This is a genomic window from Kitasatospora sp. SC0581 (assembly GCF_048159585.1).
In the GTDB taxonomy this organism is placed as follows: Bacteria; Actinomycetota; Actinomycetes; order Streptomycetales; family Streptomycetaceae; genus Kitasatospora.
In genome coordinates, this window is sequence record NZ_JBLRWA010000001.1 from 393,253 (window position 1) to 416,055 (window position 22,803).

A 22,803-nucleotide genomic window follows, 5' to 3' on the forward strand; every position below is an offset into this window, starting at 1 on the left:
CACCCCACCACCCCCTCCCCACCGAAGGACCTCCTCAGATGACCGACACGATCCCCGACCCGGCCGCCACCGACGACGCCCCGCGCTGCCCGTACGGGTACGACCGGCTGCCCTCCCCCGTCCCGCTGTACGGTCCGGAGTACAAGCGCGACCCGTACCCGCTCTACCAGCGGATGCGCGAGGCCGGGCCGGTGCACCGGGTGGAGTTCCCCAGCGGCATCCACGCCTGGCTGGTCACCGGCTACCGGGCCGCCCACGCGGCCCTCAACGACCCCCGCCTCGGGAAGAACCACAGCCTCGGCAACGACAACTGGCGCCGGCTCGCGTCGATCATGCCCGAGCCCCAGCACTCGCAGCTCCAGGTCCACCTGCTCCACCAGGACCCGCCCAAGCACACCTCGATGCGCCGGCTCGTGCTCGACGCCTTCGCCCCGCGCCGGGTGGAGTCGCTGCGCCCCCGGTTCCAGGAGCTAGCCGACGCCCTGGTGGACGAGCTGCCGGAGTCCGGCGGCGCGGACCTGGTGGCCGGCTTCGCGGCCCACTACCCCTTCCGGGTGCTCGCCGAAGTCATCGGCCTTCCGCCCGAGTTGGCGGACCGCTTCGACCGGGACTGGGGCAAGGTGGTCCAGCCGGTCGGCCCGCAGGACCCCGGCCGCCCGGCGTACGAGGCCCGGCTGCGCGGCCTCCAGACGTACATCGCCGACGTCGTCGCCCGTAAGCGCGCCGACTGCCGGGAACCCGGTTGGGCGGCGCAGGAGGACCTGCTGGGCCGGCTCGTCGCCGCCCATGACGCGGGCGAGTTGAGCCGCGCGGAGCTGGACTCGATGGTGTTCCAGCTGCTGGTCGCCGGGCAGGAGCCGGTCACCAACCAGATCACCACCATGCTGGTCACCCTGCTGCGCCGCCCCGAGCAGCTCGCCCGGCTGCGCGAGGGCGTCGACGAGCCCGGCCGGCTCGCCCGGGCGGTGGAGGAACTGCTGCGCCACGACGCCGCGTTCGAGCTCACCACCTGGCGGTTCTTCGCCGAGGACAGCGACCTGTTCGGCACCACCGTCCCGGCCGGCGACTCGGTGATCGTCTCGCTCTGCGCCGCCAACCGCGACGACGCGCAGTTCCCCGAGCCCGACCGGCTCGACCTCGACCGCACGCCCAACGCCCACCTGGCCTTCGGCCACGGCATCCACTACTGCCCCGGCGCCGCGCTGGCCCGGGCCGAACTCCAGGTCGCCCTCGCCACCCTGCTCACCCGGCTGCCCGGGCTGCGTCCGGCCGAGGCGCCCGGCGACGGCCTGGCGGACCTGGCCTGGGTCCCCGCCGTCCTGGCCCGCGGGGTGAACCGGCTGCCGGTCGCCTACGACCACCGCCGCTGACCCCCGGGCGCACCGCGCCCCGACTCCGACCGTCCGGCTCCGACCGCCCGGAGCCCGAAACCCGTACCGCACCGCCTTTCGTGGAGGACCCACCATGCCGCCCGTCGGCACCGCCCCTGCCGTCATCACCCCCGACGCCCTCACCACTGCCACCACCGCCCCCGACACCGGCACCACCGCCGCCGCCCTCGCCGCCCGCGTCCTCGGCCTGCTGCTGCCGCACCGCCGCGCCGCGGACCCGGAGTTCGACGCCCGCCCGGAGCACTTCCCGCTCCAGCTGGCGCAGTTGGCGGACTTCATCGCCGCCGGCGAACCGATCGTCCTGACCCTGCCCGGCTTCCCCTGCAAGTCGCCGAACCCCGCGAAGGTGCTCGGCCACCTGCCCGACGAGGGCGAACGGCTGTCGCTGACCTTCCTCGACGGCCTGTGCGCCGAGATCGGCCGCCTGCACGCGCCCGGTGCGCGCATCCTGATCTGCTCGGACGGGCACATCTTCGGCGACCTGATCAACGTCCCGGACGACCACATAGACGCCTACTCGGACGCCCTGACCGCCATGATCGCCCGCGAGGGCCTAGCCCACCTCGACACCTTCGACCTGCGGGCCGTCCTCGGCGACCTCCCGTACGACGAGAAGCGCGCCCGGGTGCACGCCCGGTACGCGCCGAGCGTCGAGGAGCTGCGCGAACAGGTGCTGACCGAGGAGGAGACCCTGCGGCTCTACCGGGGCATCACCCGCTTCCTCACCGAGGACACCGTCGGCTTCACCGGCACCCGCTCCGCCCTCCAGCGGGAGTGCCGCCGCCGCGCCTACGGCGTGATCCAGCGCAGCCGCGCCTGGGGCGAGTTGATCGCCGAACACCACCCGCGCGCCGTCCGGCTCTCCATCCACCCGCAGCCGGCCGGGGCGTCCAAGTTCGGCATCCGGCTGCTGGCGGCGGCCGACTCCTGGACCACCCCCTGGCACTCCACCGTTCTCCACCGCGCCGACGGCCGGCGGGAGTTGCTGCGCAGCGACGAGGCCGCCCGGCTCGGCCGACTGGTCCTGCGGGACGGCCGGCCGAGCCACTACGAGTCCCGCTAGGCCGCGGCCCCGTACGGGAAGGGACGGAACACCTAGCGCCCCGGCACGGCGGCCTCCGCCGCAGCCGGGGCCGGGGCACGGTGGTCGAAGGCGATCAACGGGTCGCCGGTGAGCGGGTGTTCGACCACCGCGGCCCGCACCCCGAAGACCTCGGCCAGCAGCTCGGCGGTCAGCACCTCGCGCGGCGTCCCGGAGGCCACCAGGGCGCCGCGGTGCAGGACGTGCAGCCGGTCGCAGACCGAGGCGGCGGCGTTGAGGTCGTGCAGGGCCACCAGGGTGGTGCGGCGCTGCTCCCGGAGCAGGGCGAGCAGTTCGACCTGGTGCCGGACGTCCAGGTGGTTGGTCGGCTCGTCCAGCACCAGGACGTCCGGCTGCTGGGCGAGCGCCCGGGCCAGCAGCACCCGTTGCCGCTCCCCGCCGGACAGTTGGGCGAACCGGCGGTCGGCGGCCCCGGCCATGCCGACCCGGGCCAGCGCCTCGGCGGTGATCCGGCGGTCCTCGGCGTCGTCGGCCGCGAAGGCCCGCTTGTAGGGCGTGCGGCCCATCGCGACCACCTCGCGGACGCTCAACTCGAAGTCCCCGCCGCGCTCCTGGGGCAGCGCCCCGATGTGCCGGGCGGACTCGGCGGGCCGTAGCTCCGCCAGGTCCCGCCCGGCCAGCAGCACCCGCCCGGCGCTGGGCCGCAGGTGCCGGTAGACGGTGCGCAGCAGGCTGGACTTGCCGCTACCGTTGGGTCCGACCAGTCCGGCGATCTCCCCCTCCTCGGCGATCAGGTTGGCCCCGGCCAGCACCGTCCGGCCGGCCAGGGCGACACTCAGGTCCTCGACGGCGATCCTCAACTGCGCTCCAGTCGTCGGTCCAGCAGGTAGAGCAGGGTGGGGGCGCCGAGGACGGCGGTGACCACGCCGATCGGCAGTTCCTGGCCGTCCAGGGCGGTGCGGGCCACCGTGTCGACGACGACCAGCAGCAGCGCCCCGGTGAGCGCGGACAGCGGCAGCAGCCGCCGGTGGTCGGCGCCGACCAGCAGCCGGCACACGTGCGGCACCATCAGCCCGACGAAGCCGATCGCCCCGGAGACGGCGACCAGCACCCCGGTGAGCACACTGGTGACGACGAAGACCTCGCGGCGCAGCCGGGCGACGTCCACACCGAGCCCGGCGGCCGTCTCGTCGCCCATCAGCATCGCGTTGAGCCCCCGGGCGCGGGCCTGGAGCAGGGCCAGTCCGAGCACCACCGCGACGGCCGGGACGGCGAGTTGGGCCCAGACGGCGCCGCCGAGGCTGCCCATCAGCCAGAACAGCACGCCCCTGGTCTGCTGCTCGTCGCGGGTCTGCAGGACCAGGTAGCTGGTGATGCCGCCGAGGAACTGGGCGATGCCGATGCCCGCGAGGACCAGGCGCAGCGGGGAGAAGCCGCCACCGCGCCGGGCCATCAGCCAGACCAGCGAGAACGCGGCGAGCGCGCCGGCGAACGCCGCCAGGGAGACGGTGAGGCCGAGCGCGCTGCCGAAGGAGAGCTGGAGCCCGAGGGTGGTGCCGAGGACGATCGCGGCGACCGCACCGAGCGAGGCCCCGGAGGAGATGCCGAGCAGGTACGGGTCGGCGAGCGGGTTGCGGACCAGGGCCTGCACGGCGGTGCCGACCAGGCCGAGCCCGGCGCCCACCACGGCCGCCAACAGGGCACGGGGAACGCGCAGTTGCCAGACGATGAGATCACGGGTGCCTGGCTCCGGGGCCTGACCGGTGAGCCGGCGGGCGACCACCGACCAGACCTCGGCGGCCGGGACGTCCACCGAGCCGAGCGAGACGGCGGCGGTCAGCGCGAGCACCAGGGCGACGACGAGGACGGCGGCCAGCGGCCCGGCCCGCAGGATGCGGGCCGGGCGGACTTCGCCGCGCTCCTTCCGAGCGGTGGCCGACGTCACCGGCTACTGCCCGTTCTTGGCGAGGTCGGGGGCCTTGACGAGGTCAGGGTGGACGGTCGCGGCGATCTGCCGGACGGCGTCGGCGTTGCGCACCCCCGCGATGGTCGTCACCTCGGAGCCGAGCCGGACGAAGTGCCCCTCCTGGACGGCCTTCAGGCCCTGGGTCGCGGGAAAGCCCTTCAGGAAGGCCTCGGCCTCGTCGAAGGCCTTGCGGGTGGCCTCCTCGCTGCCCCGGTTGCGCACGGCCAGCTGGATCCAGTCCGGGTTCTTGGCGACCACGTCCTCCCAGGAGCCGGGCTTGAAGTCGGCGTCGCAGTCGGCGAACACGTTGCGCGCCCCGGCCTGGGTGATCACGGCGTTGGCGACCTGCCGGCCGCAGACCGCCACCGGCTGCTTGGTGCCGGCGTCGAAGTCGAAGACGAAGTAGCTCGGCCGCTGCCCCTCCGGCACGGCGGCGAGCGCGGCGCGGACCTCGCCGAGCTGCTTCTCCATCCCCGCGACCAGCTCCTCCGCCCGCGCGGCCGTGCCGGTGACGGCGCCGAGCCGGCGGACGTCCTCCTCGATCCCGGCCAGGTCGGTGCGCGGCGCCTTGGCGGCCTTCGGCGTCCCGGCGCAGGCGGTGGAGAGCAGGTACACGTGCTGGATGCCGGCCGCCGCGTACTCCTCCTCGCTCGGCCCGGTGGCGCCGCCGCCCATCATCGGCATCGCGCCGAAGGTGTCCACGTAGAGGTCGGCGCCGGAGCCGAGGAGCTTCTCCTTGGGGATGCTCTTGTCCCCGAGCACCGGCACCTTGGCGCCCTGCTCGGCGAGCGCCGCGGGCAGGGTGCCCTTGCCGGGCGGGAAGCCGGTGCCGATCACCCTTTCCCCCGCACCGAGTCGGAGCAGCAGCTCCAGGCTGGAGGCGTTGCTGGTGACGATCCTGCCGGGCGCCTTGGCGATGGTGGTCTCCTTGCCCGCGCAGTCGGCGACCGTGACGGGGAAGCCACCGCCGGCGTCGGGCCGGACGGTGACGGAGGCGCTCGACCCGCCCCCGGTCCCGCTTCCGCAGGCCGTGGCGAACAGGGCGACGGCGGCCGCGATTCCGCAGACGACACGAGGGCGCATGACAACTCTCCTGGTCGGTGATGGTGCTCGGTGACGGTCCCGGGTGACCGGGCTCGGCCCTGGCACCGGGTGGTCGTACTGAGGGCCCGTGCTGCGGACCCGGACCAGGTAGTCGGACGGCCCGGGCGATGGGTTCCCGGCGGTTGGTCTCCGGCGATGCGCGGCCGGCAACGGGTTCCCGGCAGTGGGTCTCCGGTGCCGCGCGCGGCCGGTCGTCGTCCGCACGCCCCCTCGCCGGGGGCCGGACGTAGGCTGACCGGATGGCCGACCCCACCGCCCCGCGCGACGACCTCGACCTCCCCGTCCGGCTCGGACCGCGCCCGCCCCGCCGGGTGGTCTCGCTGGTGCCGTCACTGACCGAGGCGGTCGCCGCCACCGCACCCGGCCTGCTGGTCGGCGCCACCGACTGGTGCAGCCACCCCGCCGACCTGTCCGTCACCCGGATCGGCGGCACCAAGAACCCGGACGTCCCGCGCATCCTCGCGCTCGCGCCCGACCTCGTCCTCGCCAACGACGAGGAGAACCGGCGCCCCGACCTGGACGCGCTGCGGGCGGCCGGCGTCCCGGTCTGGGTCACCGACATCCGCACCCTGGACGACGCCTTCCGCTCCCTGCACCGGCTGCTGACCACCGCCTGCGGGCTGCCCCGGCCCGCCTGGCTGGACGAGGCGGAGGCCGCCTGGGCCTCCGTCGGGAGCGGCGGCGCGCCCCCGGAGGCCGACGGCCCCCGGACCGTCGTCCCGATCTGGCGCCGCCCGTGGATGGTCCTCGGCCGCGACACCTTCGCCGGGGACCTGCTGCGCCGCCTGGGCCTGCGGCTCGTCCACGCCGACCACCCCGAGCGCTACCCGGCCGTTCCACTGCCAGAACTGCTCGCCTGCCGCCCGGAGTTGGTGGTCCTGCCGGACGAGCCGTACCGCTTCACCGCCGAGGACGGCCCGGAGGCGTTCCCGGGCACACCGGCGGCACTGGTCAGCGGACGGCACCTGACCTGGTACGGACCGTCGCTGGTGACCGCCCCGGCCGTACTGCGGCACGCCCTCGACCACCCCCTCGGTCCGGGCGGTCCGGGCAGTCCGGACGCCTCGTAGGACGACCGCCCGTGACACCTGGGGACCGGCGTACGTCGCCGCAGGGCGCCCCGGAACACGACAGGGCCCGGGACGCGTGCTCGCGTCCCGGGCCCTCGGCCTGTGTGGCCGTACGTCGTCAGCCGCGCGCGGCGGCCACGGCGGCGCCCAGCGCCTCCTTGATCCGGGGGCCGAGACGGGCGAAACCCAGCTCCTTCATGGCCGCCCGCAGCAGCTCCTCATCGGTCCGCTCGGCACCGTCGCCGTCCACCCACCGCACGACGGCGAGCAGCTCGTCGGCGGAGTAGGCGGTCACGGGGCGGCCGGGCGTGAAGTCCGGCTTCGCGGGACGGGCGTCGGCCTCGGGCTCGGCGATGGGCGCCTCGACGGCGGCGACGGGCTCGGGCTCAGCTTCGACGACCGGCTCCTCGGCAGCGGAGACGGGCTCGGGCTCGACGGCAGGCTCCTCGACCGCGACCGCAGGCGCCTCCACGGCAGCCTCGGGCTCGGCCACCGGCTCCGCCACCTCTTCGGCCACAGCCTCGGCCTCGGCGACGGGCTCCTCGACAACGCTCTCGGGCTCGGCCTCAACCACAGCCTCGGCCTCAACCGCAGGAACGGCGGCCGGCTCCTCGACGGCGGGCTCCGCCACAACGGCCTCGGCCTCGGCCTCGGCCTCGACCACAGGGTCGACCTCGGCCTCGACCGTCTCCGCCTCAACGGCAGTCGCGGTGGCCGACTCCTCGGCGGCGGGCTCCACCACAACGGCCTCGACGACCACCTCGACCGTAGCCTCAGCGACGACCGCCTCGACCTCAACCGCAGGCTCATCAGCCTCCACGGCCGACGCCTCGACAGCGGGCTCCACCGCAACGGCCTCGGGCTCGGCCTCGACAACCGGCTCGGCCACAACCTCGGCCTCGACGGCAATCTCAGCGGCCTCGACAACCGGCTCCTCGACCGCGACCGCGGTCTCCTTGACCTCGACGGCCTCGGCGACCGGGGCAGCCTCCGGCTCCGTGTCCGCCGTCGTCTCGTCCGCGGCCGCGGCCTCGGCCAGGGCGGCGGTCGCGGCGGCCACCAGGTCGTCGGCTGCCGGGGAGGGCGCCGGGAGGGAGACCACAGCGGCCGGGGTCTCCTCCTCGGCCTGCGCCGCCGCCGGCTCGTCGTCAGCGGCAACCGCGTCCGATGCCGGTTCGGCCTCGATCTCGACCTCGGCCTTGGTCTCGGTCTCGGTCTCGGTCTCTTCCTTGGTCTCGGCCTCAGCCTCGGCCACCGCAGTCGCAGTCGCCGCAGCGGTCTCCTCGGCGTCCTCCACCGGAGCCGTCACCGCGGCCGGGGCCTCTTCCACGAGCCCGTCCCGCTGTCCGCCGGCCAGCGCCTGCAGGGCAGCCGCCTCGGCGTCGGCCCGGTCGGTCGGCTCCTCGGTCCCGGGCTCCTCGACCGCAGCCTCCTCCGTACCGGTCGCACCGTCGATGTCGACAGCGGCATCGGCCTCGGCCTCGGCCTCGGCCTCGACCACAGCACCGGCAGCGTCGTCGGCACCCGGCTCCTCGACCGGCGCCGCCTCGACAGCAGCGGCGCTCTTCTCCGCCAGCCCGTCCCGCTGCCCGCTCGCCAGCGCCTGGCGGGCCGTGTACGCGGCCTCGGCGGCGCGGCGGTCGGCCTTGGCGGTGGCGAGTTCGGCGAGCAGGTCGGCGAGGCCGGCCTCCTCGAGTCCGGCGCGCAGGCCGCGGATGGTGGGCAGGCGGTAGAGGGTGCCCTCGTCGGCGGCGAGGCGCTCGACCAGGTCGATCAGCTCGGCGAAGGGCAGCCCGTCGAGGTCGTGGTCGGGCAGCAGGCGGGCGAGGCCGCGCAGGCCGGTGTTGATCGTCTCGAAGGCCTGGGCGGTGCGGTCGACCAGGGCGCCGTCGGTGGGCACGCGCGGGAGGGTGCCGGCCGGGGCGAGCGCGGCCCAGGCGCGGCGCTCGATCTCGGCGGAGGTGAGGGCCTCGTGCAGGTCCTCGCGGCGGATGCGGCGGTCGGTGGCGAGCGCGACGGCCTGCTTGCGCAGCGAGCGGCCGCGCAGCCAGGAGAGCTTGACGCCGTTCTCGCGGCGCCAGGTGCTGTCGGCGGTGGCGGCGGCGAGGGCGCCGAGGTCGGCGTCGTACGCGGCGGGGAAGAGGGCCGCGGAGGTGCGGTGCACCCGCTGGAGCATCTCGACCAGCAGCGCGGTCTTGGCGACGGTGTCGGGCTCGTCCAGCTTGGTGTCGGCGGCGAGGGAGAGGACGGCCTCCCAGGTCTGCTGGAGGTCGCTGCCGCGCAGTTCGGCGAGGGCCGTGGAGGCCGCGCGGGCGTCCTCGGGGGTGGCGACGGTGTCGACGGCCGCGTACCAGGCGTGGCTCTCGGCGGTGAGCGTGAAGGCCCCGAGCTCGGCGTAGCGGCCGAGGTCCTCGCGGAGGTCGGGCTCCGCGGCGGCGTCCTGGGGGTCCTTGACGTCTGCGGCGTCGGCGACGTCCGCCGGGTCGGCTGCGTCGGCGTTGCGCGAGTGAAGCACTGTCATGTGAGGTCCGGTTCTGGGCGTCGACGGCGGGGCTGGCGGCGAGGGGGCGGCGGACCGGGTGCGCGGGGTCGCCCCTGGGGCGGGGCTAGGGGGCGCGCGGTCGGGCTGCCGGTGTGGACGCCCAGAATACGGGTGCCCGTTCGAGCCTTGCACGCACCCACCGCCCGGACGGGCGGGTGTCGTGTGCCATACCGCCCGCCTGGCCGCCACTCGGGCGGTCCGACCGGGTGGTCCGGAGCCGCTCCGGAGCTGGTCCGGAGCTGGTCCGGAAGTGGCCCGGCATTGGTCCGGACGGGTGTCTCCGCTGCTCACGCTCCACACCGCCGGCCCTCATCCCGCGTCCTCCCGCCGCTCTCCGCCGGACGGCCCGGGCCGCCTGTCCGGCCGCTTGTCCCGTCGCCTGCCGGGCCGCCGGAACCGCTCCAGCGGCACCTCCCGTACGCCGCGTCCCCGTGCCGGCCCCCGTCGGCCGAGCGGCGGCCGGTACCCGGCCCGGCCGACGGCGTGCAGATCGACCGGAGCGAGGTACTCGCCGAGCGCGGTGCGGTGCCACCACGCGCCGGTTTCCCGCAGTTCGCGCCAATCGGTGAACCGGTAGAGGTAGAGGGTCGCCCGGACGTGGGTCGGCGGGGCGTCCGGGAACGGGTTGTGGCGCAGCAGGCGCAGGGTGGCCCGGTCGCCGGACAGCAGGCGGGTGACGAAGGGCAGGAACCAGGGGCGGGCGTAGGCGGGCGAGATGCCGGCGAACCACATCAGCCAGTCGAGCCGCAGGTGGTAGGGCGCGAACTGGCGCGGGAGCCGACGGACATCGCCCGGCTTGCCCTTGAAGCCGTACTCGCGCCAGACGGTGTGCGGGGCGAGCACGGCCTCGTCGGTGCCCTCGACCACCACCTCCTGGCGGAGCCGGTTGACGCTGCCGAAGGCGCCGTAGGTGTTGACGAGGTGGAGCCGGTTGAAGGAGCGGTTCATGGCCTGGGCGCGGGAGAGCATGTTGCGCACCGGCCAGTAGCTGAGCACCACGACGGTGGTGGTCAACGCGATCACGAGCGCCTCGTACCAGAGCGGCGCGCCGGGGTACGCGCGGGCGTGGACGGGCAGGCCCAGGCGGGTCGGCTGCACGGCGGCGAGGACGAGGACGATGGTCAGCCAGTTGAGCCAGGCGAAGTTGCCGGAGGCGACCAGCCAGAACTGGGTGACGAGGACGGCGCAGGCCGCGTAGCTCGCGATCGGCTGCGGCAGCAGCAGGCCCACCGGTACGACGAGTTGGACGAAATGATTGGCAGCGGCCTCCACGCGGTGGACCGGGGCGGGCAGGTGGTGGAAGAACCAGCTGAGCGGTCCGGGCATCGGCTGGGTCTCGTGATGGAACCGGAGGCAGGTCAGGTCCCGCCAGCAGCTGTCGCCGCGCAGCTTGATCAGTCCGGCGCCGAACTCGACCCGGAAGACCAGCCAACGCATCAACCACAGCACCAGGGTGGGCGGGGCGGTGTCGGCGTTGCCCAGAAAGGCCGCGAGGAAGCCGGCTTCGAGCAGCAGGGACTCCCAGCCGAAGGAGTACCAGGTCTGCCCGACGTTGACGATGGAGAGGTAGAGGACCCAGAGCACCGCCCACAGCAGGACGGACGCCCAGAGCGGGACGGCGTCGGCGAGCCCGCCCACCACCGCGGCGGCGAGGGCTGCGCCGCTCCAGGCGACGGCGGCGAAGAACCGGTCGCTGTAGTGGAGGTGGAACAGGCCGGGGGATCGGCGGAACGGGACCCTGGCGGTGAACCGGGGCACCGGCAGCATGCCGTCGGCGCCGATCAGGGCGCGGAACTGCGCGGCGGCGGCCAGGAATCCGATCAGGTAGAGGGCGGCGAGCAGGCGTTGGACGAGCAGCCGGCTCAGCCAGTAGTCGGGGGCGGCGAACCAGTCCATGCGGCCCATGCCTACCACCCGGCACCCCGGGCGCGGGCCCGGTCGGGGCGGCGGAGCGGGGACGGTTCACCCGCTCGGCCCGGCGGAATCCCGGGGGGGGGATCCTGTGGGCATCCCGGCGAACCCCCGATACCGGACGGGCCCGGGCGGTACCGCGCCGACACCATCGGCACCGCACCGACACCGTGGCGGGGTCCTCTCCACGGGGGTGAGAGGCGCCCCGCCACGGCGGTGGGCGGTCCGCACCGGCCGGGGTTCAGCCGGGCAGGACGGGACCGGCCTCGCCCGCGATGGCCGAGCGTCCGGGCACGGAGCCGCCGCTCTGCTGGAGCCGGTCGACGAGCAGGGCGGCCAGCGTGCCGAGTTCCTCCTCGGTGCGGGACTGGGCGGTGATGTCCATGCCGACGGTGAGGACGCCGTTGATCCGGCCGGTGAGCGCGGCCCGCAGCGGGGTGCAGGTGAAGCTGAAGACCTGCCGGCCGCGCTGGGCGTCCGGGCGGGCGGCCTGCATCCGGACGTTGTCGAGGACGGCGGTGCGACCGGTGCGGTACGCCTCCACGACGGTCTGTTCGAGGCCCGCCGCGCCGAGCTGCGGGTACGCGGCGCCGATCGTCCCGTACGCCGTCGGCGCGCCGAAGGTGTCGGCGTGCTGGGCGTTGGCGTAGCGGATCTCCTGGCCCGGGCCCTCGGTGAGCAGGATGGGGTACGGCGAGCCGTCGAAGGCGGCGAACATCTCCTGGCGCTGGGCGAGCAGGCTGTCGCGCAGCCGGATCTCGGAGAGCAGCGCCTCGGCGAGGTGCTGGATGTCGCGCAGCCGCTCGCGCCCCCACTGCCGGGGTTCCCGGTCGAGCACGCAGACGGTGCCGATGACGGTGTTGGTGTCGTCGACGAGCGGGGCACCGAGGTAGGCGCGGACGCCGAGTTCGTCCACCACCGGGTTCCCCGCGAACCGGGGGTAGGCGAGGATGTCGTCGAGGGCGAGGGGGGAGCGCTGGGCGACCACGTGCGGGCAGAAGCCGTGGCTCAGCGGCATCTCGCGGGTGGGAAGGTCGAAGGCGATGCCGCGTTCCGCCCAGGACGATCCGTCCTCGGCCGCGGCGTCGGCCGAACTTGGCGGAATGTAGAGCCCCCGGAACATCTGGCGTTCGTCGTTGATGAAGTTGACCATCGCGATGGGAGCGCGCGTGATACTGGCTGCCAGGTGGGCGAAGCGGTCGAAGGCCTCGTCCGCGGACGGGTCGTTGAGCCCAAGGCCGCGCAGCCTGCGGGTTCGCGCGGACTCCCCGGAGGCACCCGGGAACTGGCCTTGAGTGCTCATCACATCTGTCATGGCGCACATGTAACCAGACATCAGAACGCCCGGGCGGGTCCGATCGACCGTTCTTCAGTCCTGCCGATGTCCTTCCGGAGTCCTTCCGGCGCCCGGCCGGAGCCGCACCGGAGCCTTGCCGATGGCTCGTCAAAACCGCATGTGGACGACCGGTCGACGGACCGTCACGGAAGCGAAGATCGATTCCCGCCCGGCGCCCGGACGAAACCCCTCCCGGCGGGGACGGGCCGAATCGCGCCAATCCAAGATCGACTCTGGGATGCCCCGGTACCCCATACAACAATGAGCCCTGCCGAAGACACGGACGGTTCCCGTCACCGGGACACCGCCCGGTGACGCATGCGCCGATCGCACCGGGGCGACCGGCCGACACCCCCGCACACCCACCGCCCCCCGTAGGGGTCGCCGGAGCGGCATCGACGGCACGGACGGAGGCACGGCACCACACGTATCGAGAGGACCGGAGCATGGCGATGGACTACTTCACCGACGACCGTCACGAGGGCCTTCGCGCCGAGGTCCGTGACTTCGCGGAGAAGGAGGTGCGTCCGCGGGTGGCCAGGATGGAGGCCGAGCGGACGATCGAGGTCGAGCTGGCCAGGGAGATCGCCCGGCAGGGCTGGATCGGCGTGACGATTCCCCGGGAGTTCGGCGGCCTCGGGCTGGGGCACGTCGCCAAGACCGTGATCATCGAGGAGCTGGCCCGGGTCAGCGGGGCCGCGGGCTCGATCGCGCAGGCCTCCCAGCTGGGCGTGGCCAAGGTCCTCCACTACGGCTCCCAGGCCCAACGCCGCACGTGGCTGCCGAAGTTCGCCTCCGGAGAGTGCCTGCCGACCATCGCCGTCACCGAGCCGGAGTCCGGCGGGCACGTGCTCGGGATGACCGGCACCGCGGTCCGCGACGGCGACGAGTACGTGCTCAACGGCCGCAAGTGGTTCGTCGGCAACTCCCACATCGGGGACGTGCACGGCGTGGTGCTGCGCACCGGCCAGGGCAGCCGGGGCCTGTCCGCCTTCCTGGTCGAGAGCGACCGCCCCGGGTTCCGGACCGGCTCCCCCGGCTCCCAGAGCGGGCTGCACGGCTTCAGCTTCGGCGAGATCATCCTGGAGGACTGCCGCATCCCGGCCGGAAACCGGCTCGGCCGGGAGGGGCGGGGACTGGACGTCGCCTACTCCTCCTCCACCCTCTACGGCCGGATCAACCTCGCCGCCGTCGCGCTCGGCATCCACACCGCGATCGTCGAGGACACCGTCCGGTTCGCCGAGGGGCGCGTCCTGTACGGTCGGCCGATCAACCAACTCCCGAACATCATGCTCAAGTTGGGTGAGATGCAGTCCCGGCTGATGACCGCCAGGCTCGCCGCCTACCACGCCTCCCACCTGCTCGACCACGGCCGCGCCTGCGACGCCGAGCTGATGAACGCCAAGCTCATCAACACCGAGTACGCGCTGGACTCCGCGCGCAACGCCATGGAGATCCACGCCGCCCGCGGCCTCCAGCCCGAGTTCCGTATCGAGCGCTACCTGCGGGACGCCACCCACGTCTACCCGCCGGCCGGCACCTCGGACGTCCAGCGGCTGCGGCTCGGGCAGTTCGCCTCGGGCACCTACGGCAAGCAGTGGTCGGCGGAGCTGTCCGAGCTGACCAGCTGGCCCTGGAGCGAACTCGCCGCCCAGCGGGAGGCCCACGTGGAGAAGCCGCCAGGCCTGGGCGGACGGGTGCTGCCGATGCCGCTGGCGGGCTGAGATCCCGCCCGCCGCGGCGCGACTTGACCTGTTCCTGTCGCATCCTTGCCGTGGCCGTCCCCGACCTCCGAGGACCGTCGGCCCGACCGGACCGAGGGCCGTGAGCTGCGGCTTCGTGCCGGCGGAGCGTCCGGCGCGGGCACCGTCGCGAGGCCATCGGCCTTGTGCGCAGAGCCAGTTGATATTGCGCCGACCGCACCACGGGCTGATAGCGTTCCGTGCCGTCGGCGGCCGTGCTGCACCCCGCCGGACCGGTGACACCACGTCACCGGCTCCGACGGATCCCGGCCCCGGCTCCCTGCGACCCGGCCGCGCCGTACGGGTCGGCCCGCCGCTCGGACCCACCGGTCCGAACCGGCGCGCCGGTCCCGCGGCCAGGCCCCACGACCCGGTTCCAGGACCGGGTTCCACGACCCGGCCCCGCGGCCGGGTTCGACGGCCGGGTTCCACGACCCGGCCCCGCGACTCGGCCCTGCAGCAAGGAATCAGATGCCAGGCATACCGGCCCCCCGCACCGGCCACCGCGCCGGGCGGTCCGGCTCGCTCCGCAGCCCGCTCCTCGCCGCCGTGCTGGTCCCCAGCCTGGGCCTCGCCGCCGCTTGGAGCTACGCCGCCTACCTGCTGCGCGACTCCGGCCAGCGCACCGCGCTGCTGGCCGGCAGCGCGGTCGTCGCCGCGGTGGTGCTGATCAGCCTGGTCCGCGGCATCCGGACCGCCTGGGCGCTGTCCGCGCGGCTGTCCGAACTGCGGGCCGACACCATGGCGCTCGCCGAGCAGGAGATCCCCGAGGTGGTCGGGCGGCTGCGCGCCGGGGAGCAGGTGCCCGCCCCGGCCGCCTGGACACCCTCCCGACGGACCGGCGACGACGTCCAGCAGGCCTCGGAGGGCCTCGCCGCCGTCCGGCAGGCCGCGGTCGCCGCCATCGTCCACCAGGCCCAGGGCCGCGAGGGGACGAAGAAGGTCTTCCTCAACATCGCCCGGCGCACCCAGATCCTGATCCACCGGCAGATCAGCATGCTGGACGCGCTGGAACGCGAGCACGAGGACCCGGAACTGCTGCGCGAACTGTTCGCGGTCGACCACCTGGCCACCCGGATGCGGCGCAACGCCGAGAACCTCGTCATCCTCGGCGGCGACCTCCCCGCCCGGCGCTGGCGCAACGCCGTACCCGTGGTCAACGTGCTGCGCAGCGCCGTCTCGGAGACCGAGAGCTACTCCCGGGTCGTCGTCCGGGGCGTGCCGCGCGTCTCGCTCGGCGGGCAGGCCGTCGCCGACGTCATCCACCTGGTCGCCGAACTGATCGAGAACGGCACCACCTTCTCCCCGCCGTACACCCAGGTGCAGATCTCCGCGAAGGAGGTGCCCGAGGGCCTGGCCGTCGAGGTCGAGGACCGCGGACTCGGCATGACCGAGACGGAGTACCAGCGCCTCAACGCGTACCTGGCCGACCCTCCCGACCTGGACGTCTCCGCGCTCGGCGACGACCTGCGGCTCGGCCTGTTCGTCGTCGCGCACCTGGCCGCCCGGCACGACGTCCGGGTCACCCTGCACCCGTCCCCGTACGGCGGCACCCGGGCCGCGGTGCTGGTGCCCTCGGCGCTGCTGGAGCAGGCCGCGCAGTCGGCCGCGGTGTCCGGGCTGCCCTCGGGGGCCCGGATCACCCGGGCTCCTGTGACCGACGTGGGGGCAGAAGCGGGGGCGGGGGCGGACGCTGGGGCGGGGGTCGGGGGCGGCTCCGGGTCCGAAGCCCTCGGGCAGGAGCCGCCGGGTGCGACGGCCACAGGGCACGGTGGGCTGCCGGGCGGGAGCCAGGCGGGCCCGGGACCGTTCGGCGCCCCGGGGGCCCCGGCCGTCCCCTACGGCGCGGACGGCGCCGGGGCGGCTGCCGGGACGGGCGCCGGGACGGGCGCCGCCGGGGTCGGCGGTGCCGAGGCGCCCGCCAACGGAGGCCTGGCCGTCGGCGCCGAGATCCCCGGACTGCCCGGCGCCGTGGTCGTGCCCCGGCCCGTGCTGCCGCGCATGTACGACCTGTCGGGCGGCCCCGCGGTGGACCAGCGCCGCCCGGCACCACTGCCCGACGACGGCTCGGACGGTGCGCCGCACGCCCAAGCGGCCGTGCCGCAACGGGCCCGGGACGCCGGCCCGGCCGGGCAGCTCGGCCCGGCGACGCCCGTGTACGGGGCGCAACACCCCGCACCGTCCGCCCCTTCCGCCCCTTCCGCCCCTTCCGCCCCGCGGCGGGCCTCTGCGGACTCCCCCACCGTCCGGGAGGCCGAGGAGCGGCGGTGACGCCCCTTCGACCTGCGCCGCGACCGCCCGGCGCTGTGCGTGGTCAAGGTGCTGCCGGACGATCCGGGCCGGGCGGACCGCTTCCGTGGGCGGCCCGCCTCGGTCTCAGCCGTCGGTGCGGGGCTCAGGCGTTGGCGTGGACCGGGTGGAGTTCGGCGAGCGACCCGACCAGCGGGGCCAGCTCCGGGACCTCGGTGGCCTCGGCCAGCGTCGCCTCCAGGGCGGCGTCGTGCACCGGGCGAGCCGCCGTCAGCAGGTCGCGGCCTTCGGGCGTCAGCTCGGTGTAGATGCCGCGCCGGTCGTCCGCGCAGAGGAACCGGCCGAGCAGGCCCCGGTCCTCCAGGCGGCTCACCAGCCGGGTGGTCGCACTGCTGCTCAGCGCCGCCGCGCGGGCCAGCTGCTGCATCCGCATGTGCCAGCCGTCCTGGCGGGAGAGCGCCTCCAGCACCGTGTACTCGACCACCGAGAGCTTGAACTCGGCCTGGAGCGCCTTCTCCAGCGCGGTGTCGATCATGCCGTGCAGCGCGGCGAGCGTCCGCCAGCCGCGGGCCCGGATCTCGGCCGCATCGTCGCGGATTCCCATGACGCCTACCCTTCCGTCGCGCTGCTCGTGCCGTGTGCCGGACGCGGCCCCGTGTGAGGTCTCTCGTCCGGGGTCTCGTACGAGGTTTCGTCCCGTGTCTTCCTGTGACAAGTATGCCATTTGGCGCGGAATATCGGACTGTGCAAATAGTTCGGCTTATACCCCCGCCGGTTCCCCGTCGAGGGCCTCCGCTCCGGGCCGTCAGCCGCCGCGACGGCGGGGCGGAGGCCGTCCTGCGGTGAGCGACCGGACCCCGCACGAGGGTCCGGCCCGCCCGCCGCCCGGGGCGTCGAAGGACACCACGGGGCCGCACACGACCGGCTCCTCACCCCTCCCCGGACCAGACCGACGCGCACAGCGCCGTGGCCAGTTCCTCGGTGTAGGAGGCCGCGGTCAGCCAGGCGGTGCCGAAATCCTCGTGGTCGTCGGTGACGATCCGGCCGAAGACGTCGCGCTTCTGGTTGGCGGCGGAGGCCCGCAGGCCGTCGAGGAGTTCGGCGGCGGTGGCCAGCCCGGCGGCGCGCAGCAGACCGCGGTCGGCCGCCGCCGAGGCCTCGCTCGGGGCGAGGGCGTGCCGACCGGTGGTGACCGTCTGCTCGACCCGGCGGCCGAGCACGTGGACGGGCGGGCCGTACAGCGCCGGGGCAGTCGATCCGTCCGCCGGCTCCTCCGCCGACCCGTCCGCCGACTCGCCGACCGTGGCGGAGGCCGTCGCGGACGCGGCGAGGTCGGCGGTCTGGAGGCGTTCGAGGCCGAGGTTGACCCGGCCCGCCCGGTCCGCGGACAGGGCGAGCGGGTCGGGGGCGGCCGGGGGCGTACCGATCGCGAGCAGGCGCAGCTCCGGACGGTCCGCGCGCTCCAGCCGCCCGATCACCCGCAGTCGCAGGCCGGGGGCGGTGGCGAGCAGCGCGAGGTTCGCCCGGAACGGCAGGTCGGGGTGCTCGTGCGCCGGGCGCAGGACGATCACCGGACCGCCCTGCGCACCGCTCGCCGTGCAGCGCGCCAGCAGTTGCGGTGCACCGCCCGGGCCGGGGGCCGTACCCAGCAGGGTGACGTCCAGGAAGAGCAGGTCGCTCCCGGCCGGGCGGCTCTCGTACGGCAGTTCCTGCGCCGCGAGTGCCCGGGCCACCTGGGCGGAGGCCGGTTCCGACCAGAGCCGGGCGGCCGGCTCCGCCGTCCATGCCGCGCCCGTCGCCCGCACCGCCCGGACCGAGGCCCCGGCGCCCAGCCGACCACCACCGGACCTGGTCGCACCCTGGACGGCCAGCCCGGCGCGGCTGAACTCGCGGTGGCTGAGCGCGGCGTCGCCCAACCGGACCGTCCGGTTGCCCGCCCCGACCGCCTGTGGGGCGGCGGCCGCCGCGTCGTCGTGCGGCATCACCTCGGCGATCGTGCTGAGACGCCCGTCGGCGTCCACCGCCCAGCTGACGGCACCGGCATGGGTGGCCGTCAGCACCGGCTCGGCGAACAGGCCGTAGAGCCTCAGACCGCCCTCCTCCCGGTAGGCCTGGCGCGCGGTGCCGCGCAGCTCGGCGACCGGGGCGGTGCCGGTGGCCAGGGCGGTGGTGAGGCCGAGGAGTTCGCGCAGGCCCGCGACCAGGTCCACCAGGCGGTGGTCGGGCGCGCCGGAGCGCGCCGCCCGGACCCTGGTCGCGACGGTGACGGCCGCCGCGGCCGGGCGGTGCAGGCCCGCGAGGCGCGCCCGGTGGGCGGCGCGCAGCAGTTCGGCCTGGGAGACGGCGCCCGCCCCGCTCACCCCGGCGGCCAGGACGGCGGCCGCGGCCCGGTGGAGGTGGCGGACGGCGGCGAGTTCGACGGCGGTGAGCGGGTCGCCGACGATCGGGTCGGCGGCCGGCCGGCCGGCCGGCTCCCCTGGCGCGCCGTCCGTGTCACTCCTGGGCTCGGGCTCCCGCTCGGGCTCCGGCCCCGGCTCGGCCTCGGCGAGCGGGCAGAGGGTGACCGCCGCGGCCCGGTGCACGCAGGCCGGGGCGAGCAGGCAGCCGCAGCGGACGCCGGCCTCCGCCGCGACCACCCCGCCCGGGGCGTGCAGCACGAGCACCGTCTCCTCGTCCACCTCCACCCGCCACTCGTCGCCCTCCCGGGCCACCGGTCGCTCCGCCAGCTTCGCCGCCGCGCCGTCCAGCCGCTTCTGCAACCGGGCGCTCAGCCCGGCCACCACCTCGGCGACCACCTCGGGCCGCACGCCCGGCCAGTCGCTCGTCCGCGCCGTCACGCTCATCGCACCTTCTCCCCCACCCAGCGGGCCAGTTCCAGCGGGCTCAACGCCGCCACGGGCATTCCGGCCGCGACCAGTTGGCCCGCGACCGCCTTCGAGTAGCGGGCCGTCCCGGTGTCGTCCAGCGCCGCGCAGCCGAGCAGGTGCACGCCGGAGTCCACCAGGGCCCGGGTCTGGGCCAGCAGCCCGCCGACCGGCCCGCCCTCCTCGAAGTCGCTGACCACCGCGACCAGCGTGCGGGACGGCACCGTCACCAGCTCCCGCGCGTAGCGCAGCCCGCTCGCGATGCTGGTGCCGCCGCCGACGCTCACCTCCAGCAGCAGGCCCAGCGGATCGTCCACCCGCTCCGTGAGGTCCAGGACCTCGGTGGAGAAGGCGACGAAGTGGGTGCTCAGGGAGGGCACCCCGGCCAGGATCGAGGCCGTCAGCGCGGCCCACACCGTGGAGGCCTCCATCGACCCGGAGACGTCCACGACCAGGATCAGCCGCCAGTCGTTGGCCTGCCGCGCCCTGGTCCGGAAGACCGGGCGCTCGGGCACGATCAGGGTGCCGCCGTCCGGCGCGGGGCGGGCGGTGGCCAGGTTGGCCCGGATGGTCCGGTCGAGGTCCAGCCCGCCGCCCGGGCGGCGGGACGGGCGCGGCACGACGATCCCGGTCAGGGCCGGGCGCAGCCGGGTGGCCAGCTCCCGGCTCAGTTCGTCCACCAGGCGCCGCACCAGCGGGCGCAGCCGGGCCACCCGGGCCTCGGGCAGACCGCCCGCGTGGTCCAGCACGGTGCGCAGCAGTTCGACGGACGGGCGGACGGCGGACGGGTCGATCGTCTCCAGGACGTCGGTACGGCCCTGGGCGACGGCCGCGGCCAGCACCTCCTCGCGCACGCCGGGGCCGAACAGCGACTCCAGTTCCTCGGCCCACTCCCGCACACCGGGGTACGGGGCCTCGCGGCCGCCCTTGCCGCCCCGGCTGTCCAGGCCCGGGCCGGAGCCCTCGCCGTGGCCGCCGCCGTACAACTCGTCCAGGGCGGTGGCGAGTCGGGCACCGCGACCGGTCAGGCCGCCGCTGCCGGGGCGGCCGAGGAGCAGCCGCCAACGCTCGGCGGGGGCGAGGGTACGGGCGGGGTCGGGGACGGGAACGGGAACGGGGTCGGAGGCAGGCGGCGGGGCCGCGGGCGATGGTGCAACGGCCGCGGGCTGCGCGGGCGTTGCGGGCAGGAGGCCGCGACGGACGAGCGCCGCACGCGCCGCGAGGTCCGCGCGCACCCAGCCGGCGAGCACAGCGGGGCCGGCCTCCTCGGGCAGGGCGGCGAGCCGGGCGCCCAGACGCTCCTCGACCAGGGCCAGCAGCCGGTCCCGGGCGGCCGGGCTGAGCGTGTCGAACCCGCCGCGCAGCGCGGGCAGCCGGTCCAGGAAGGCGTCGTCGGGCAGCGAGGTGACCCGCTCCAGCAGCGGTTCCAGTGCCTGCGGTGCGGAGTCGAACAGCCCCTCCGCGGCCGTCAGCAGGCCGACCAGCGCCCGCCCGAGCGCCTGTCGCGCCTCCGGAGCGGTCGCGCCGTCCACCCACGAGGCGGCCCGGCCGCCCAGCACCTCGGCCGGCTCCTGGCCGAGCAGCACCCGCACCGCGCCGGCCGCGCCCCGCACCAGCGGGCTCCCCTGCTCGGCGAGTCCGGCCAGCACGTACGCCAGCCGCACCCCGCCGAGCCGGTCCGCCCGCCGTACCAGCTCCACCAGCGCCCGCGCGTCCTGCGGATCGTCCGACCCGCCCAGGCCCTCCAACTGCCGCACGGCGGCCACGGTGAGCACCTCCCCGGCCGCGACGAGCACGGGCGGGCCGGCCACGGGGGCGCCGGCCACGGGCGTGCCGTCGTCTGCGGCGACGGGGCCTTCCTCCGCTCCCGCCGGGGTGTGGCCGGGGAAGTGGCCCGCGGTCAGGCGGTCGAGGAGGGCGAGGGCGTCGAGGAGGTCGGGGAGGGTGGCGGAGGCGGGGAGGAGGGTGGTGAGTTGGGTGAGACGGGCCTCGGTGAGGGCGGGGAGGGCGCAGGAGGCGGCGCCGGCGAGGCCGTCGATGATCTCGCGCGGGGTCGGCTGGTCGGTGAGGCGGGCACGCAGGGCGCCTTCGGCGGCCTGGGCGGGGGTGACGCCGCGGGTGCCGGCGACGGTGAGCATGGCGGCGCTTGCGGGCGTCCAGTGCAGGCGCCATCGGGTGCCGAGGGTCTCGGTGCCGCCGGCACCGGTGGTGGCGACGGGCTCGCCGTAGGGGATCTCGCAGGCGGTGAGGCGGTGCAGGAGGATCTCGCGGCGGCGGTCGAGGCCGCTGCGCAGCGGGTCGAGGCGCAGGTCGCGCGGGCCGGGGTCGCCGGGGCCGGGGAGGCCGAGGTCGGCGAGGAGGGTCTCGACGGCGGGGGCGAGTCCGCTGCGCGGGGCGGCGGGGGTCGGGCGGCCGGTGCGGGTGCCGACCAGGACCTGTTCGAGGGCGCGGGCGACGGCCCGGCCGCGGCCGAGGGGTTCGCCCTGGGCGAGGACGGTCTGCACCGCTTCGACGAGTTCGCCGCGGCCGGGGGCGGCGTGGCCGCGCAGCCGGGCGAGGTCGCCGGCCAGCCGGACGATCTCGCGGGCGTCGGCCGGGCCGCTGGGGTGGTCCTGGGCGCGCAGGGCCGCGCAGATCCGGACGGCGGTGGTGGTGAGCGCCTCGGCGAGGCGTTCCGGGTCGCCGCCGGCGTCGAGGACGGTGTGCTGCCACTCCGGGTCGCGGATGCCCGCCGGGTAGCCGGAGCGGGCGTCGAGCAGCGGGTAGGTGTACGGGATCAGGGACAGGACGTGCCCGGGGTCGTCCGGGTGCGGCGGCTCCTCGATGGCGAGGGGACCGCCGAGCAGGGCGGGGGCGTGGAAGGCGCCGATCACGGCGGCGACCCGGCGCCCGCCGGCCGAGGCGGCCTGGATGCGGGACCGCATCCAGGCCTCGCGGCGCAGGTCGTACGGGTCGACGCCGGGGCCGGTCTCGGCGTCCCGGCGCAGCGCCCAGCCGACCAGCAGGGCGGCGCGCCGGACGGCCTCGGGGGTGGAGCCGGGGGCGGCCGTCTCGACCAGGCGGTCCCACAGGTCCTCGTCGGAGTCCCGGCCGGTGAGGCGATGGCGCAGCGCGTCGGCGACGCCGGGTGCGTCCGGGATCCGATCGGCGCGCCCGCGCTCCGCCGTGCGGGCGGCGCGGTGGGCGAGCGGGAGGTCGCAGGCGACGGCCTCCACCCCGTTGCGCCGGGCCCAGCGCAGGGCGGCGAGCTCCGGGGAGAAGTCGGCGAACGGGTAGAAGGCGGGCCCGGCCGCCTCCTCGGGCCCGGCCGGGGCCGCCGCGAGGGCGACCGGGGCCCGGGTGGCCTCGTCGGCGAGCGGGCCGAGCCAGGGCTGGAACTCGGCGGGCAGCTCGACCAGGACGACGTCCGGCCGGGCGGCGTCGAGCAGCGCGGGGACCACCGCGCTGAGGGACGGCGCGTGGTGGCGCACGCCGATCAGGTAGGGGCCGGGGCGACCGGTGCCGGCGGCGGCCAGCCGGTCGGCCTCGGCCCGGACCGCCTGGTCCGCGTCGTCTGGGCGGGTGGTCTCCGCGCTGCTCATCGGA

At 75.7% G+C, this 22,803-nt stretch carries 14 protein-coding genes; 5 read left to right on the top strand and 9 right to left on the bottom strand.

Going from position 1 to position 22,803, the window contains the following annotated elements; translation table 11 throughout:
* The first annotated feature begins 38 nt into the window (after positions 1-38).
* Both ACLWS4_RS01720 and ACLWS4_RS01725 read left to right on the top strand, forming a co-directional pair.
* A complete protein-coding gene (locus tag ACLWS4_RS01720) occupies positions 39-1,370 on the top strand; it encodes a cytochrome P450 family protein (RefSeq protein WP_416873130.1) in 1,332 nt (443 codons plus the stop codon).
* 94 nt (positions 1,371-1,464) lie between these two features.
* Entirely contained in the window at positions 1,465-2,454 is a 990-nt protein-coding gene (locus ACLWS4_RS01725) for an L-tyrosine/L-tryptophan isonitrile synthase family protein (protein ID WP_416873131.1), read from the top strand.
* Between the two features lie 32 nt (positions 2,455-2,486).
* On the opposite strand, the gene ACLWS4_RS01730 is transcribed toward ACLWS4_RS01725, so the two are convergent.
* From ACLWS4_RS01730 to ACLWS4_RS01740, 3 genes are read right to left on the bottom strand one after another with little or no spacing between them, the layout of a single operon-like run.
* The gene (locus ACLWS4_RS01730; protein WP_380775763.1) at positions 2,487-3,293 is read right to left on the bottom strand and encodes an ABC transporter ATP-binding protein; all 807 of its coding nucleotides are present in this window, start codon (positions 3,291-3,293) and stop codon (positions 2,487-2,489) included.
* Positions 3,290-4,378, bottom strand: a complete 1,089-nt coding sequence (locus tag ACLWS4_RS01735) for a FecCD family ABC transporter permease (protein ID WP_416873132.1) — start codon at positions 4,376-4,378, stop codon at positions 3,290-3,292. Before ACLWS4_RS01735 ends, ACLWS4_RS01730 begins: the two co-directional genes overlap by 4 nt.
* A gap of 3 nt (positions 4,379-4,381) precedes the next feature.
* Positions 4,382-5,482, bottom strand: coding sequence for an ABC transporter substrate-binding protein (locus tag ACLWS4_RS01740; RefSeq protein ID WP_416873133.1), 1,101 nt, complete (start codon positions 5,480-5,482; stop codon positions 4,382-4,384).
* 260 nt (positions 5,483-5,742) lie between these two features.
* Between ACLWS4_RS01740 and ACLWS4_RS01745 the strand changes: the two genes are divergently transcribed.
* Positions 5,743-6,573, top strand: coding sequence for a helical backbone metal receptor (locus ACLWS4_RS01745; protein WP_416873134.1), 831 nt, complete (start codon positions 5,743-5,745; stop codon positions 6,571-6,573).
* Between the two features lie 118 nt (positions 6,574-6,691).
* Here ACLWS4_RS01745 and ACLWS4_RS01750 read toward each other — a convergent pair whose 3' ends face one another.
* The 3 genes from ACLWS4_RS01750 to ACLWS4_RS01760 all read right to left on the bottom strand — a co-directional run bounded on the left by ACLWS4_RS01750 (position 6,692) and on the right by ACLWS4_RS01760 (position 12,341).
* Positions 6,692-9,094 carry a hypothetical protein gene (locus ACLWS4_RS01750; RefSeq protein ID WP_416873135.1) on the bottom strand — a complete coding sequence of 801 codons (2,403 nt, stop codon included), beginning with the start codon at positions 9,092-9,094 and terminating at the stop codon, positions 6,692-6,694.
* A 330-nt stretch (positions 9,095-9,424) separates the two neighbouring features.
* Positions 9,425-11,011 (bottom strand): lipase maturation factor family protein, encoded by a 1,587-nt coding sequence (locus ACLWS4_RS01755; protein ID WP_416873293.1) that lies wholly within the window; start codon positions 11,009-11,011, stop codon positions 9,425-9,427.
* Positions 11,012-11,267: 256 nt separating this feature from the next.
* Positions 11,268-12,341 carry a GAF domain-containing protein gene (locus tag ACLWS4_RS01760; RefSeq protein ID WP_079272425.1) on the bottom strand — a complete coding sequence of 358 codons (1,074 nt, stop codon included), beginning with the start codon at positions 12,339-12,341 and terminating at the stop codon, positions 11,268-11,270.
* A 467-nt stretch (positions 12,342-12,808) separates the two neighbouring features.
* Here ACLWS4_RS01760 and ACLWS4_RS01765 point away from each other — a divergent pair, with 467 nt between their 5' ends.
* Together ACLWS4_RS01765 and ACLWS4_RS01770 are read left to right on the top strand one after the other, a co-directional pair.
* Positions 12,809-14,086 carry an acyl-CoA dehydrogenase family protein gene (locus ACLWS4_RS01765; protein ID WP_063780157.1) on the top strand — a complete coding sequence of 426 codons (1,278 nt, stop codon included), beginning with the start codon at positions 12,809-12,811 and terminating at the stop codon, positions 14,084-14,086.
* Between the two features lie 489 nt (positions 14,087-14,575).
* Positions 14,576-16,375, top strand: a complete 1,800-nt coding sequence (locus ACLWS4_RS01770; RefSeq protein WP_416873136.1) for a sensor histidine kinase — start codon at positions 14,576-14,578, stop codon at positions 16,373-16,375.
* A 124-nt stretch (positions 16,376-16,499) separates the two neighbouring features.
* Here ACLWS4_RS01770 and ACLWS4_RS01775 read toward each other — a convergent pair whose 3' ends face one another.
* The 3 genes from ACLWS4_RS01775 to ACLWS4_RS01785 form a co-directional block, all read right to left on the bottom strand.
* Entirely contained in the window at positions 16,500-16,958 is a 459-nt protein-coding gene (locus ACLWS4_RS01775; protein ID WP_049660429.1) for a MarR family winged helix-turn-helix transcriptional regulator, read from the bottom strand.
* 325 nt (positions 16,959-17,283) lie between these two features.
* On the bottom strand, positions 17,284-19,197 hold the full coding sequence (locus tag ACLWS4_RS01780; protein WP_416873137.1) for a hypothetical protein: 1,914 nt from the start codon (positions 19,195-19,197) through the stop codon (positions 17,284-17,286).
* Positions 19,194-22,799, bottom strand: coding sequence for a vWA domain-containing protein (locus tag ACLWS4_RS01785; protein ID WP_416873138.1), 3,606 nt, complete (start codon positions 22,797-22,799; stop codon positions 19,194-19,196). The genes ACLWS4_RS01780 and ACLWS4_RS01785 overlap by 4 nt, the downstream gene beginning before the upstream one ends.
* Between the last annotated feature and the right edge of the window lie 4 nt (positions 22,800-22,803).